Here is a 12,791-nt window from a genome sequence, read left to right as displayed (position 1 = left end):
TTTTCTTTGCAAACTTGATTCGACCTCGTTCTTCTTTGTAAGTTTCTCCTAATCTATAACATGGTACAATATACATATAGATTATAAAGGAGGAATCCTACATGGGTTTATTTAGCGGTATTTTAGGAAATGCATCTGATACAAATATAGAAAACGTAGAGCGTGATTTACAAAACATTATGCTACATGATGAGCACGTTGAACACGCGTATAAATTAATTCGTGATTTAATCGTCTTTACAAATCGACGAATGATTTTAATTGATAAACAAGGTATAACGGGTAAAAAAACAGAATATCATTCTATCCTGTATAAAAGCATTACACAATTCAGTGTTGAAACTTCCGGTCATTTTGATTTAGATGCTGAACTAAAAATTTGGGTATCTAGCATGGAATCACCTATTACAAAAGAATTTAAAAATGATGATAGTGTTTTAAGTATTCAAAAGGCCTTAGCAGAATATACAACTCGATAATTTGTATGTTTATGCAAAACAAAAAGTATAAACCCGTATTTTTTGGAACAACATACATCAAAATGTTATAAAAATACAAAAAGGATGGTTAGAACTTATTTTTAACTCTCCTTTTTGTATGAAATAAGTGATATAACAAATTCAACTGCTATCATTTCCTTACCACTCTAACCGATTTCTTAATGAAGTAATGTGTGCAGTATGATGTCGGCCATGCCAAGCATATAATCCAATTGCAACTGCAAGCTTTATCTCTCCAGACTCTGGATGATGAAAAGTTTTTTCTAAATCAGAAGTTTATAACGAATATAATACATGTACCCATCTTTGGTGCAATGCATTTAATAATGTGAGAGAGACCTCAACTGATAATGTTGAATCTGAGAGTTCTGCCCATTTCTCTTCTTTATACGTTTTGATTGCTGGATTATGTTCAGTTAGCGCTAATTTAAATCGCATATAGCCATTCATATGACTGTCAGCAACATGATGAACAACTTGTCGTACTGTCCATCCTTCTGTACGATATGGTGTATCTAGCTGATCTGCATGTAAACCTGCAACTGCTTTTTCTAACTGTGCAGGTAAATTTTCGATTTCTTGAATCCATTGTTTCACTTGTTCCTTAGTAATCGTTTCTTCGTAATGAAATTCTCCAATTGGATAACGTAAATCTTTCACTATGTATTTCCCCTTTATCGTGTTAAATATGTTTTTCGACTGGAATATGTACAAAAATACTCAAATATAATAAATTCTTTTTTTAATAATAGATTCCTGCTTCATTTCCTGTTCCATTCCCTTTTTCCAACTTATCGATATCGATTTTTACACTCCTATTCTCCCAAAGCCTTTCCCACCTAAAACATATTTAAGAGAATGCTTTTTTAAATATTGAAAAAAAGCTTCTAATCAATTCATGATTGTCTCCTTTCTCGTTTGCTTGTACCAGTATATGTTCAGATTTACTTGTTATTAATCATTTCAATATAAAAAACATGACCTAGTACTTATTAAGGTCATGTTTTGGTTTGCTATTTTATTTATAAAATACTTTATCAACATTATATTTCGCTTGAAGTGTGTTAATGATATACGTTTCGTAAATCTCTCTTTCCATTGGATCTTCAACAAGGCATACATCAATGCGGTATACTTCATCACGATGTGCTTTCATTGGAGAAACGTTGTCTTCAAAATGTTTTTTAATACGTTGTCTAATTTTTCTTGCTTTCCCAACAAACAAAAGTTCATCATTAATGTTATAAAACATAAAAATGCCACCTTTATCCCTTGGGAATAGATGAAAATCAATAAATCCATGCATTGGAGTAATTCTTGGTTCATCGCCTTTTATAATCTGTTTTCTTTCTGTAATAGAAACATCAACTGCAGGTATATCAATTTTAATCAAATTGGTTCACGTCCTCTTTTATGATAAAGGTAAATAATAGCATAAATATATAAGAAAAGCTATTTTGTTTTAATAGTTCCTATATAAAAGTAAAAAGATTAGGTGTATATGCCTAATCTTTTTACTTTATAATGATTCAATCGCTCCCGCTATATCATAATCACTTAAATCTAATTCTATTTCTTTCCCTAAAGCAAGTTTTGCCAGTTCGGAACCGAGATATGGTCCAGCGGTTAGTCCTGAGGCACCTAAACCATTTGCAACAAGAATTCCTTCAAAATTAGGTAACGGGCCAATAACAGGTAAGAAGCCTGGTGTAAACGGTCTAAATCCAACGCGCGTTTCAATCATTGTACTATTTTCTAACCCCGGAGCAACAGATAAAGCTTTATCAAATACTTCGTGTAAACCACCTGCAGTTACTCGGCAGTCAAACCCTGTATCGTTTTCATGTGTTGCACCAATGACAATACGACCGTCCTCAAACGTTAAGATATATTGATCATTTGGCGGCATAACAACAGGCCAATTTTCAGTATCTGTATTTGGCATATGTAAATGAACGATTTGCCCCTTTTGGAATGTAACTAAGAAATTCACGCCTAACGGTTTTAAAATCTCATTTGCCCATGCACCTGCAGTGATAATGACTTGATCTGCTAGCATTATCTCGCCATTTACTGTAACACCTTTTATTTTACTCCCTTCATGAATTAACGCGGCATCTCCTTGGATAAAAGTGACACCATGTTTCTTTCCAGCATTTATAAGGGCCTGTCGCAATGCTCTTCCGTTCACTCTTGCAGCCCCGCTTATATGTACAGCGCTATATTCTTCTGATAATAGTGGAAATAATTGTTTTGTTTCTTCTTTTGATAAACGAGTAATTTCTCCAATTTCAGGAGCATCTTCACGACGTTTATATGCTCGCTCTTCCATTTGATCTAACTTTTTAGCATCTGTATGAAGACTAATTGCTCCTACTCGGTTATAGCCTGTATCTGTTTCGCCGTCCTCTTCTAATTGCTGAATTAAAGAAGTGTAGTATTTTGCACCGCCTTTAGCAATTTTATACCAAGCCTTATTGCGGCGCTGTGAAAGCCATGGACATACAATCCCCGCTCCCGCATCCGTAGCTCGTCCTAGATCTTGACGATCAATTAATGTAACGCGGGCTCCTGCCTTAGCAAGATGATAAGCTGTAGATGATCCTAGAATCCCAGCTCCAACTACAATATATGATTTCATTTCAAACACCTTTTCTGTTCTATTGTTTATACACAAGTTCTAAATATATTTCTGCGTTTTTTAGAACTGTATTTAGTATACTATTGATCATTCTTGAATGGTATTCATTATTTGCGTCCAGTTCATCATTTCAAAAAAAAACATACTGAATATACTTTAACTTATGGCGGATCTAATAAAAAATCATGCAATTTATGAACATTACTTACATACTAATACACTAAAACTCTTTTGATTTGTTTCATGAAAGTGGTTTATATATCAAAATACAAAGGAGTGAATCATATGCCTTCCGTGATTGATGGAGTCATTATTGAAAATTGTAACGGAACATTTAATTTAGGTGATAAGTACAATATACAACCAATAGCAATGGATAAAGGTTATCATGGTTCTGGTTCCTCAAGCGTAGGAAATACATGTACAATCTTTAATGGTGTTAGCGTAACCAATGTAGATGATTCAGATAAAAATGATGAAAGCGTCGGCTTTACGTTGTAATCTTTTATGTTTCTTTCCTCGAGAAATAAAAAAGGCAACCGATTTTGTATCGATTGCCTTTTTGGTAATGAAAGATACTATTTAAAGCTCATAACAGATTAACATTCATCTCTTAATACTCTAAACGCAGCTCTTACTTTTCTAGCGAAGTCTAATGGTGGTTCGATAGACTCAAAATGCATATACATTGCACGTGGTTCGTCAAATAACCAGTGGTTATGAATCGCTGTAACAATAATATCTCTTTTGCGAAGCTCCGTTAATAAAGGATTAATTTCTCTTTCTAAAACAACAGTTTCACCTAAATTTAATGCATTTCCTCTTGAATCAATATTCTCAAAAGAAAAAAATTGAGGTGTAACTAAAGGGGAAAGAGTTTCACGTCCTAAAATCTCGAAACTGAGCTGCCGTTGTTTTTGAACTACGCAAACACCATTTTGAAACGTGGTACTTCCGTCTAAAATCCGTCCAAACTCTTTACAAAGCTCTCTACAGCTATCCCAACTCATACTTTTCATCTCCTTCCTAAATACAATTACTTCATAATATGTACAAGCTAAACAACTTGTTCGTAGGAAAGAGTTGAAATGTTAACAAAACCTTATATGCTAGAAATGAAAATTCCTTTTAAAACCTAATTATACAGGGGATTTAAAGGGAGATGATTCTTATATACAAGCAGCTTATTTTTTCTTTCTGCGATATAAATCCATTGTTTTATATCCTTGTGAAAGAACTTCTATCATCTGTTGTTGACGTTTATCACGTGTTTTTTGTTGCTTAGCAGAAAAGATGTAACGCGCCCAATCTTTTTGATAGCCAGGTGTTAAACTTTGATAAAACCGAAGCTCCTCTGGATACGCAGCTAATAACGCTTCAACATCCTTTATATGAGTTACATAATCATCTACACATTGACTAGAAGCAGCTATTTTCTTTTCCTTTCTCTTTTCACGTTTTAAACCGACCACTGTAAAAACATCATCCATGCTTACCATACGTGAAAATTTCATATCACTATTGTCGACATAGCCATCTTCTCCAACTTTTAATGCAGGAAACATCTCATCACGATGAATGAATGTCGGATAACGAGTATTCCCCTTTTTCGGATAGGCAAAAAATAAATACCCCTTCTCAAGTAAAAGATCTTCATTATGGATAATAAACTTGGTTTGTTCCACCATTTCATCAAGTGTTTCTACGAAAATAAAGATCGCATCATGCGCTTTATTTAAAATAGTCGATTGATGTGTAAAAACATCATAATCAGTTGGTTGGTTTATAACCGCCATATTATTGTATTTATTAAGCTTTAATTTATCGATAATTGACATAGTAAACTCCTTTTTTTATTCGCAGTGATATTTATCATGCTTATATTAACATAAAACAGACACCTTATCGTATGGAACGATTCGTTGGAAAGTTAAAATCATGTAAAGTTTCATTCTTTTACTGTAAATATATGTACATTTTTTTATTTATTAGGTATATTATGAATATTGAATGGCTACGAAATAAAATGTTTCGCATATAAAACCTTGTATTTTTATATCCAGGAAAACTACAACATTTGTCAATTGAATATGAAACGGAAGGAGGTTTGTGGTTTTATTTACCGGGATATCATAATCAGTTTGATAAAGCTGATAACAATACAGGAGGCGACATAATGTTTCGTACAATTTCAAATTTCATGAGAGTAGCTGAGATAAGGCGAAAAATCTTTTTTACACTTGCGATGCTAATTGTTTTTCGAATTGGTACGTTTATTCCAGTTCCTCATACAAACGCAGAAGTTTTAAAAATACAAGATCAAGCTAATGTACTAGGTATGCTGAATGTATTTGGCGGAGGAGCTTTGCAGCACTTTTCAATCTTCGCTGTTGGTATTACACCGTATATTACAGCATCCATCATCATTCAGTTATTACAGATGGACATTATACCTAAATTTACAGAATGGGCAAAACAAGGAGAAATGGGCCGTAAAAAACTAGCTCAATTTACTCGATACTTTACAATCATTCTCGCATTTATTCAAGCTATTATCATGTCAATTGGCTTTAACAATATAGCAGGCGGACAATTAATTACAAATACGAGTTGGACGACTTATCTATTTATCGCAATCGTGCTAACTGCTGGTACCGCTTTTTTACTTTGGTTAGGGGAACGAATTACTGCAAAAGGCGTTGGAAATGGGATTTCGATACTGATTTTTGCAGGACTTGTTGCGGCAATTCCAAACGTTGTAAACCAAATTTATTTACAGCAATTTCAAAATGCTGGCGATCAACTCTTTATGCATATTGTCAAAATAGCATTAATTGCTTTCGTTGTATTAGTAATCGTTGTCGGCGTTATTTACATCCAGCAAGCAATTCGAAAAATACCTATTCAATATGCAAAAGCAGTTTCAAACAATAATCAATATCAAGGAGCAAAAAACACGCATTTACCGCTTAAAGTAAATAGTGCTGGCGTCATCCCAGTCATCTTTGCTTCTGCCTTTTTAATGATGCCCCAAACAGTCGCGCAGTTGTTTCCAAATTTAAGTGTTTCAAAATGGCTAGGTGAAAATTTAAACTCTGCCCATCCAATTGGGATGTCTCTTTACATAGGGCTCATTATTGCATTTACATATTTCTATGCATTCGTTCAAGTCAATCCTGAGCAAATGGCAGAGAACTTAAAAAAACAAAATGGATATGTTCCCGGCATTCGTCCTGGTAAGGCAACCGAGCAATATGTCACAAACATTTTATACCGCTTAACTTTCATTGGCGCAATCTTTTTAGGTGCTATCTCGATTCTACCAGTCATTTTCTCAAAAATTGCGACATTACCACCTTCTGCACAAATCGGTGGGACAAGCTTGCTCATTATCGTAGGTGTCGCATTAGAAACAATGAAAACATTAGAGAGCCAGCTTGTAAAGCGTCATTATAGAGGATTCATAAAAAAGTGAATTAAAATTCTTTTATTATATAAAGAAAAGGATAGATCACAGAGAATCGTTCTGTATGATCTATCCTTTTTGTGCTATAAATAGATTTATTTGCGACTACAGCATATGATTGACAATTTGTCGAATTACATTTTTAAACTCCTAACTTCCGCTGTATTCTCACATTCTCTATGTTTATTTAATAATAGTTTATTTTGAAAACACTACATGTAAATCTAGCTATTTTTTAACTTATCTATTTATTGAATTCATTAATTGGAAAAAGTATTCAAGGTTATGAGTCTTATTTAGATTATACCATGCATGTAACGTATCGGGTGCAAATACATCTAATTTTTTCAGTACTTCGATTGTAAATTCCAGAGGTACTACTCCTGATGCAGTAACCAAATTCTCACCGGATACCGCAGGTCGCTTCTCATAAAATGGTTCTCCTTTATAATTAGGACAAACCATTTTAAGATACTCTAAGTCATTACTTGTGTGCTTTCTAGAATCTAAATATCCCATATTCGCAAGGGCCTCAGTTGCACCACAAATCGCAGCAACAATAGTACCAAGCTTTAAAGCTTCGCCAACTTTTTTTAAGATAGGTTGATGAATTTCTTCTCTCCAAGTATTCCCCCCAGGTAAAATGAAAAGATCTTTACTCTCAAGAGTACATTTATCAAGAAGAATATCTGGTTTTATGCTCAATCCTCCCATTGTAGTAATTATTTCTTTATTAACTCCTACTGTGATTACTTTTAAAGGTGCTAAACCTTTTTTAAAATACCTTCCTGAGTTTAGTTCAGCAATTAAATATCCATATTCCCAGTCTGACATTGTATTAAATACATAAAGATAAACTTTCCTTGTTCGCAACTAATAACACTCCCATCACTATGTATAATCATATAATAAAAATTTTCTACTCCTCCTATATTGTAAAAGATTTCCGTTTTATTATCGAATGCTAATTTGTCCCAATCCTTCTTTTAACAACTTCATATGTAAATTAACCTTCTCATTGATTCGTTTAAAAACAAACGAAGTAGATGCTTCTTTTTATCAGGTATAGCTTATCTGTTACTTCATGATTCAAAATATAATTATTTGTGAATTAGTTATTCAATGTTAAACGAAAAGGATATCTTGACTGCCTCATTTTTAATGAAATTTAGAAAAGAGCACTTGTTTCCGCAAGTGCTCTTTTTCAGGGATTGTGAGATGCCCTATTAACGAAAGATAAGGTTACTAAAGTTAATGGGTATCAACAGTATATGCTTGTCCTTTTTCGAATGTTACATCGAGAGGATATTCCCTGCTAGTTATAGCAATACATCGCTAGTTCAATAAAGACTTGTCTATTTAAGTATTTTTAACAATTATGTTGTAGGAATTTTCTTTCTAACATACTATCACAATTGGAATCATTCTCGGTGCATTTGACTAAAAAAGTTTGGATAAAAAAGGGATTAAAATAAAAAAGAAGAATATCTCTATGAATAAATAAAAGCGAGGGATATAAATGCCACATTCTCATACGATGGACATAAGTAATATAAAAAAATTAGAACAGGAGTTGTCTACTTTATTAGATACTCCCATTTCTTCAGAGAAAGATCTTAGAAATTGGTTAAAAGAGCAGTCAAAATTAATATGGGAAATGGAAGAACAATTAAGAGTTCATTATATCGATTTTCAGTGTAATACTGACAATCATGAAATTAAAAATGTGTTTGAACATGACCAGCAACATGTACGCCCTCTTTTAAAACGTTATCAAAGCTTGTTTGATCAGAAATATTTAGCATCACCTTTTCGGATGCAACTTAATCCCGATACTTATGAACTACTAGATAAAAAGATTCAAAATGCACAATCCTTATTTAGCGAAAAAAACATTGAGCTAGAAGTAAAGGAAGATAAATTAGTAACGCAATACAATGAAATTACAGGAAGCCTAACTGAAATATGGAACGGGAAAGAAAAAACAATTACGGAATTACAGTCTTATTTACAAGACCCAAATCGAACTGTGCGTAAAAGAGCAAAAAACCTCATTTCAGAAAAGTTTTTATCTGTCGAAAAGGAATTACAAAATATTTTTAATGGACTAATTACAATTCGGCATCAAAAAGCAAAGAATGTTCAATTAAATAATTATCGTGATTATATGTTTAAAAAATATGAACGCTTTGATTATACACATGAGGATTGCTATAAACTTGCAGAATCTATCCGTAAATATGCTGTACCGCTTCTAGATAAAATACTTCATAAACAAAAAGCGGCCCTTGAAGTAAATCCCCTTCGTCCATGGGATATAGCAGCGGTAGCACCAAATAAAAAGCCTTTAAAACCTATTAAAAATAAAGAGCAATTAATTGAAAAAAGTTCTTTTATTTTGCATGATTTAGACCCTGCATTTTCGAATTTGTTAAAGCGAATGCATAAAAATAATTTATTAGATGTGGAAAGTCGAAAAGGAAAAGCAGCTGGTGGCTTTTGCGAGTATTTACCTGTTTCTCAATTATCTTTTATTTTTATGAATTTGAATTACACGCAATATGATGCACTTACTTTTCTGCATGAAATGGGCCATAGTATTCATAATGAATGCATGAAACATTTAGAGTTAAATCAATATCAAACGATTTCAATGGAAGCTGCTGAATTAGCTAGTATGACAATGGAATTATTTTCATTGAACTATTGGGATATACTTTATACAAATGAAGATGATTTAAAGCAAGCAAAAATAGATTTCTTTGAAAGTATTATTAAGTATTTACCAGCAATGGTTATCGTTGATCAATTTCAACACTGGATGTATGAAAATCCCAACCACACTATTCAAGAGAGAAATGACAAGTACTTGAAATTATATAAAACTCATCAGTCAAGTGTAGTAAATATAAATGGCTACGAACATTGGATCTCAACTGAATGGCTGCCTATACTACATATTTTTGAATCGCCATTCTATTATATCGAATATGCGATTGCACAACTTGGTGCACTAAACATGTATAAACAATATAAAGAAAATCCAAAGCAAGCACTACAAAACTATAAAAAAGCTTTATCTTTAGGTAGTTCAAAGTCTTTAAAAGAAGTGTATGAAGCAGCTGGAATCCGCTTTGATTTTTCTGAGGACACAATAAAAAATTTGATGTTATTTGTAGAAAATGAACTTGAATTGTTGGAAGGAGTATAAAAGTAAAAGCTATAACCTTTACTTTTTTCATATATTTGCGGTTAATTACTTATCAATCTGTAGTGCTACAATATCGCTTTCCTTTAAATGTCTTTTGGAAAAAATCAACACAGTCAGATCTATTTCATATTTAAAAATCACTTTTATAATTTTTCCATGCTACATAATAGTAAATACATTGAATCATTAAAATAATAGTTGTAATGCCTGTTAATAATAGAAAATTAGTAAATCCAAAATCTAATGAGTATATTGTTATTAAAGCAATCACTACAAAAGGTATAGAGGTTAACACATTATAAAAACGCTTTTTAAAAATTTTTTTATTCCCGGTGTTTTGATTATCAGCCATAAATAGCCCTCCTTACTTTTCTGTTTTTCTGAATTATTTGATTATCTACATTGTAACATAAAAAATGAATCCTACTTACAAGATTCTTCCTTTTATATAACTAGGCATACAAAACGCCTACGATTGAAATGAACCATTCGTAGGCGTTTTGTTATGTATCATTACTTTTATATCGTGTATGATATAGGTAAAATCAATATGAATTTTTTACTTAGCAAACACATGATTTCCAATTTGCGTAACGATTTGACGTGTTGTTATCCATTTATCAGTCGCTGTTTGTGGATTATAAAAATATAACCAATCAGCATTTTCACCTTTTGAAGTGAGTGCTTCTTCCACTGCCATTTTTGCTTCATGTGTAGCAGGTTGGTTAATTCTTCCGTCCGTAACTGGTGTAAACGCATAACCATTTTTAATAGGTTGATAAATAACATCTGTAATTGTGTTTGGAAAATCCTTTGCATGAACACGATTTAAAACGACCTTGGCTACCGCAACTTTCCCTTTATGCGCTTCTCCCCCAGCTTCAGCATTTACTAAACGGGCCATTAAATCGACTTCTTGTAGTGAAAGACCTGTATCAATTTTTAAGTGCTGACCTACATAAATTTCATCACCGTTTATGTGATTATTTTGTTTGAGAAATTGGATGGAAACATTGTATTGTTGCGCGATAGATGCCAATGTATCGCCTCTTTTTACTTGATAAATTACTTGATATGTTGAATGAGACTCAGCTGCATGATATTGTGTTGATGAATCTGGAATCGTTAAACGTTCCCCAATATGAATTTGGGACGTTGTTTTATTGTTAGCTTGTTTCAGAGATTGAACGGATACTCCATATTGCATACTTATATCACTTAGAGTATCATTTTTTTTGACAGTATAAGTTGAAGCATCTGCTTCTACTGGATTTGAGATTAATGTAATCATTGCTGCAGATATTGGTAGCAGACTTTGCACCTTACGTAACTTCATTCGAAAAAACCTCCTAAAAATAGTGAAACCATGTTTTATTAGCGTATAAAACAGTAAACTAATTTAGTTACAGCATACCAAAATGTAAAATGATAATCATGAAATCTATATATACTTTTGGTGCTTTTAATACTAATTATTATGTAGAGATAATAAAATAATCTCACTTTATTTCTAAAAATACAATACTTATCTATGAATCAATGGAAATCAAAGCATTATTTTACTAAATAATTCTCTAACTCTTGAATTAAATATTTCGCCCCTTCAGGACTTAAAATAATTTTACCATTTGCAAGTGAAATATTATCATTCGATACTTCCCCTGTTATTTGACAAGTGTTGTAAGGCACATATTTCTTTAAAACGATTCTTTCATTTTCCACAAATATTTCCAACGGTGATTTAATGCCAATATCTAACATGTCTCTTAATTCTTTTGGGATAACAATTCTTCCAAGTTCATCCACTTTTCGGATAATTCCAGTTGATTTCATACATACCTTCCCCCTAATAAATTAATCCAAACTAATTCACAGTTTTTCAAATTGTAAACTATGAATTAGTTCTTTTTCCCTATCATTATAATATTTGGTAATCAACTCAAAGTGATTTTTAATTAAACTTTCAACATTTTGTCTTTTAATATTATTAATTACACCTTTTCATTTAAAAATGTAACACTATTTTTATGATTGTAATATTTTTTATCGAATAAAAGCTGATCTATCATAAATGCATATTCCTCTGCTACACACAAAGCACCATCACTATTTAAATGAATACCATCTAAAGTCAAATGAAGTCCTCGTTTACGGGATAATCGATCGATTCGAACTGGATTCTTATAAAAAGGACATCCTTCATCACTGTCATAACACTTGTGCTGATGATTAAAGAAATTTTATACTTGTAGGGGAAAATCCTAAGTGAAGTCCGATTCATATTAGTTTATCTTGAGGGGCATGTGGTACAAGTAGGTTTATAGTAAAAAAATAACTACAAAAATAAAGATGTTAAGCTATAGGAGCAGTTTACATGAAGAAGATCGACTAAAATTAATTACCATTTAGAGGAGTGTGTTTTTTGCTAGTAGTACTTAATCGCTGATTTTGCTAAGCATTGACCAAAAAATAAAAATGTGGTATGTTTACATTATACTATATAGTATAGCACTTAATTCAATTGCATAAACTAAAAAGACAGGATGCGACCAACATCCCGTCTTAATAACTGCTACTGCTAAGGTGGTTGTTATTATTAGTTAGTTTCTTCTAAACCCACGCTTAGGCTTGCGACGGCGAAGTGTGGGTTTTTTGTTGTCCTTTTTTTGCAGTTGTTTTTTCAAGAAGTATGCTGAAGCTTCACGAACAACCGCTCTGGCAATCTCTTTTAAAAGTTCAAACAAAAATTCCATGTTATATCACCCCCTTTCCTTCCGAATGGAAAGAAGGGATAATAACAAACCCACCTTCGCACCATATACAGTTATACCTTTATTTTACCATATTTCTACCCTCTTAAATCATAGCCATCAAGTTAAGGTTACGTATGTATAATTTTCAACAAAAACAGCCATCCTTTCATGGAATATCCATGAAAGGATGGCTGTTTTTATGTCTTTAATGAATCTTACA

The 12,791-nt window shown here is 32.5% G+C and carries 14 protein-coding genes and 1 pseudogene; 4 read left to right on the top strand and 11 right to left on the bottom strand.

From position 1 onward, the window contains the following. Positions 1 to 101 precede the first annotated feature (101 nt). Positions 102 to 479, top strand: coding sequence for a PH domain-containing protein (locus MR063_RS08375; RefSeq protein ID WP_242196344.1), 378 nt, complete (start codon positions 102 to 104; stop codon positions 477 to 479). 159 nt (positions 480 to 638) lie between these two features. Here the strand turns inward: MR063_RS08375 and MR063_RS08370 are convergent. The 3 genes and pseudogenes from MR063_RS08370 to MR063_RS08360 all read right to left on the bottom strand — a co-directional run bounded on the left by MR063_RS08370 (position 639) and on the right by MR063_RS08360 (position 3,141). Then, positions 639 to 1,160: pseudogene (locus tag MR063_RS08370) on the bottom strand (YfiT family bacillithiol transferase). Positions 1,161 to 1,518: 358 nt separating this feature from the next. Further along, positions 1,519 to 1,893, bottom strand: a complete 375-nt coding sequence (locus tag MR063_RS08365; protein WP_242196341.1) for a nucleotide excision repair endonuclease — start codon at positions 1,891 to 1,893, stop codon at positions 1,519 to 1,521. Between the two features lie 126 nt (positions 1,894 to 2,019). Then, positions 2,020 to 3,141 (bottom strand): NAD(P)/FAD-dependent oxidoreductase, encoded by a 1,122-nt coding sequence (locus MR063_RS08360; protein ID WP_242196337.1) that lies wholly within the window; start codon positions 3,139 to 3,141, stop codon positions 2,020 to 2,022. A 285-nt stretch (positions 3,142 to 3,426) separates the two neighbouring features. Between MR063_RS08360 and MR063_RS08355 the strand changes: the two genes are divergently transcribed. Beyond that, the gene (locus tag MR063_RS08355; protein ID WP_242196332.1) at positions 3,427 to 3,642 is read left to right on the top strand and encodes a spore germination protein; all 216 of its coding nucleotides are present in this window, start codon (positions 3,427 to 3,429) and stop codon (positions 3,640 to 3,642) included. A 98-nt stretch (positions 3,643 to 3,740) separates the two neighbouring features. Here MR063_RS08355 and MR063_RS08350 read toward each other — a convergent pair whose 3' ends face one another. Continuing rightward, the gene (locus MR063_RS08350; RefSeq protein ID WP_242196329.1) at positions 3,741 to 4,151 is read right to left on the bottom strand and encodes a DUF1259 domain-containing protein; all 411 of its coding nucleotides are present in this window, start codon (positions 4,149 to 4,151) and stop codon (positions 3,741 to 3,743) included. Between the two features lie 174 nt (positions 4,152 to 4,325). Beyond that, entirely contained in the window at positions 4,326 to 4,979 is a 654-nt protein-coding gene (locus tag MR063_RS08345) for a YdeI/OmpD-associated family protein (RefSeq protein ID WP_242196326.1), read from the bottom strand. Between the two features lie 338 nt (positions 4,980 to 5,317). Between MR063_RS08345 and secY the strand changes: the two genes are divergently transcribed. Continuing rightward, the gene (secY, locus tag MR063_RS08340) at positions 5,318 to 6,616 is read left to right on the top strand and encodes a preprotein translocase subunit SecY (protein ID WP_242196323.1); all 1,299 of its coding nucleotides are present in this window, start codon (positions 5,318 to 5,320) and stop codon (positions 6,614 to 6,616) included. Between the two features lie 231 nt (positions 6,617 to 6,847). On the opposite strand, the gene MR063_RS08335 is transcribed toward secY, so the two are convergent. Beyond that, complete coding sequence (locus tag MR063_RS08335; protein WP_242196320.1) at positions 6,848 to 7,480, bottom strand: type 1 glutamine amidotransferase family protein; 633 nt, start codon at positions 7,478 to 7,480, stop codon at positions 6,848 to 6,850. Between the two features lie 646 nt (positions 7,481 to 8,126). Between MR063_RS08335 and MR063_RS08330 the strand changes: the two genes are divergently transcribed. Then, entirely contained in the window at positions 8,127 to 9,818 is a 1,692-nt protein-coding gene (locus MR063_RS08330; RefSeq protein ID WP_242196317.1) for a M3 family oligoendopeptidase, read from the top strand. 130 nt (positions 9,819 to 9,948) lie between these two features. Here MR063_RS08330 and MR063_RS08325 read toward each other — a convergent pair whose 3' ends face one another. The 5 genes from MR063_RS08325 to MR063_RS08305 form a co-directional block, all read right to left on the bottom strand. After that, the gene (locus MR063_RS08325; protein WP_242196314.1) at positions 9,949 to 10,170 is read right to left on the bottom strand and encodes a hypothetical protein; all 222 of its coding nucleotides are present in this window, start codon (positions 10,168 to 10,170) and stop codon (positions 9,949 to 9,951) included. Between the two features lie 207 nt (positions 10,171 to 10,377). Continuing rightward, positions 10,378 to 11,154 (bottom strand): cell wall hydrolase, encoded by a 777-nt coding sequence (locus tag MR063_RS08320; protein ID WP_242196311.1) that lies wholly within the window; start codon positions 11,152 to 11,154, stop codon positions 10,378 to 10,380. Between the two features lie 218 nt (positions 11,155 to 11,372). Further along, positions 11,373 to 11,651, bottom strand: a complete 279-nt coding sequence (locus tag MR063_RS08315; protein WP_012094321.1) for an AbrB/MazE/SpoVT family DNA-binding domain-containing protein — start codon at positions 11,649 to 11,651, stop codon at positions 11,373 to 11,375. A gap of 158 nt (positions 11,652 to 11,809) precedes the next feature. Continuing rightward, positions 11,810 to 11,953, bottom strand: coding sequence for a hypothetical protein (locus MR063_RS08310; RefSeq protein WP_242196308.1), 144 nt, complete (start codon positions 11,951 to 11,953; stop codon positions 11,810 to 11,812). Between the two features lie 465 nt (positions 11,954 to 12,418). Beyond that, complete coding sequence (locus tag MR063_RS08305; RefSeq protein ID WP_242196305.1) at positions 12,419 to 12,571, bottom strand: hypothetical protein; 153 nt, start codon at positions 12,569 to 12,571, stop codon at positions 12,419 to 12,421. Positions 12,572 to 12,791: the final 220 nt, after the last annotated feature.

Source organism: Bacillus cereus group sp. BfR-BA-01492 (assembly GCF_022662815.1).
Lineage (GTDB): Bacteria > Bacillota > Bacilli > Bacillales > Bacillaceae_G > Bacillus_A > Bacillus_A cereus_BD.
The sequence above is the reverse complement of the archived record's forward strand: the minus strand, read 5'-3'. Positions and strand labels throughout refer to the sequence as shown.

Coding starts and splice junctions, on each gene's coding strand:
- MR063_RS08360 (WP_242196337.1), bottom strand. CDS start 3,141: ATGAAATCATATATTGTAGTTGGAGCTGGGATTCTAGGATCATCTACA.
- MR063_RS08325 (WP_242196314.1), bottom strand. CDS start 10,170: ATGGCTGATAATCAAAACACCGGGAATAAAAAAATTTTTAAAAAGCGT.
- MR063_RS08315 (WP_012094321.1), bottom strand. CDS start 11,651: ATGAAATCAACTGGAATTATCCGAAAAGTGGATGAACTTGGAAGAATT.
- MR063_RS08345 (WP_242196326.1), bottom strand. CDS start 4,979: ATGTCAATTATCGATAAATTAAAGCTTAATAAATACAATAATATGGCG.
- MR063_RS08375 (WP_242196344.1), top strand. CDS start 102: ATGGGTTTATTTAGCGGTATTTTAGGAAATGCATCTGATACAAATATA.
- secY (WP_242196323.1), top strand. CDS start 5,318: ATGTTTCGTACAATTTCAAATTTCATGAGAGTAGCTGAGATAAGGCGA.
- MR063_RS08330 (WP_242196317.1), top strand. CDS start 8,127: ATGCCACATTCTCATACGATGGACATAAGTAATATAAAAAAATTAGAA.
- MR063_RS08355 (WP_242196332.1), top strand. CDS start 3,427: ATGCCTTCCGTGATTGATGGAGTCATTATTGAAAATTGTAACGGAACA.
- MR063_RS08350 (WP_242196329.1), bottom strand. CDS start 4,151: ATGAGTTGGGATAGCTGTAGAGAGCTTTGTAAAGAGTTTGGACGGATT.
- MR063_RS08320 (WP_242196311.1), bottom strand. CDS start 11,154: ATGAAGTTACGTAAGGTGCAAAGTCTGCTACCAATATCTGCAGCAATG.
- MR063_RS08305 (WP_242196305.1), bottom strand. CDS start 12,571: ATGGAATTTTTGTTTGAACTTTTAAAAGAGATTGCCAGAGCGGTTGTT.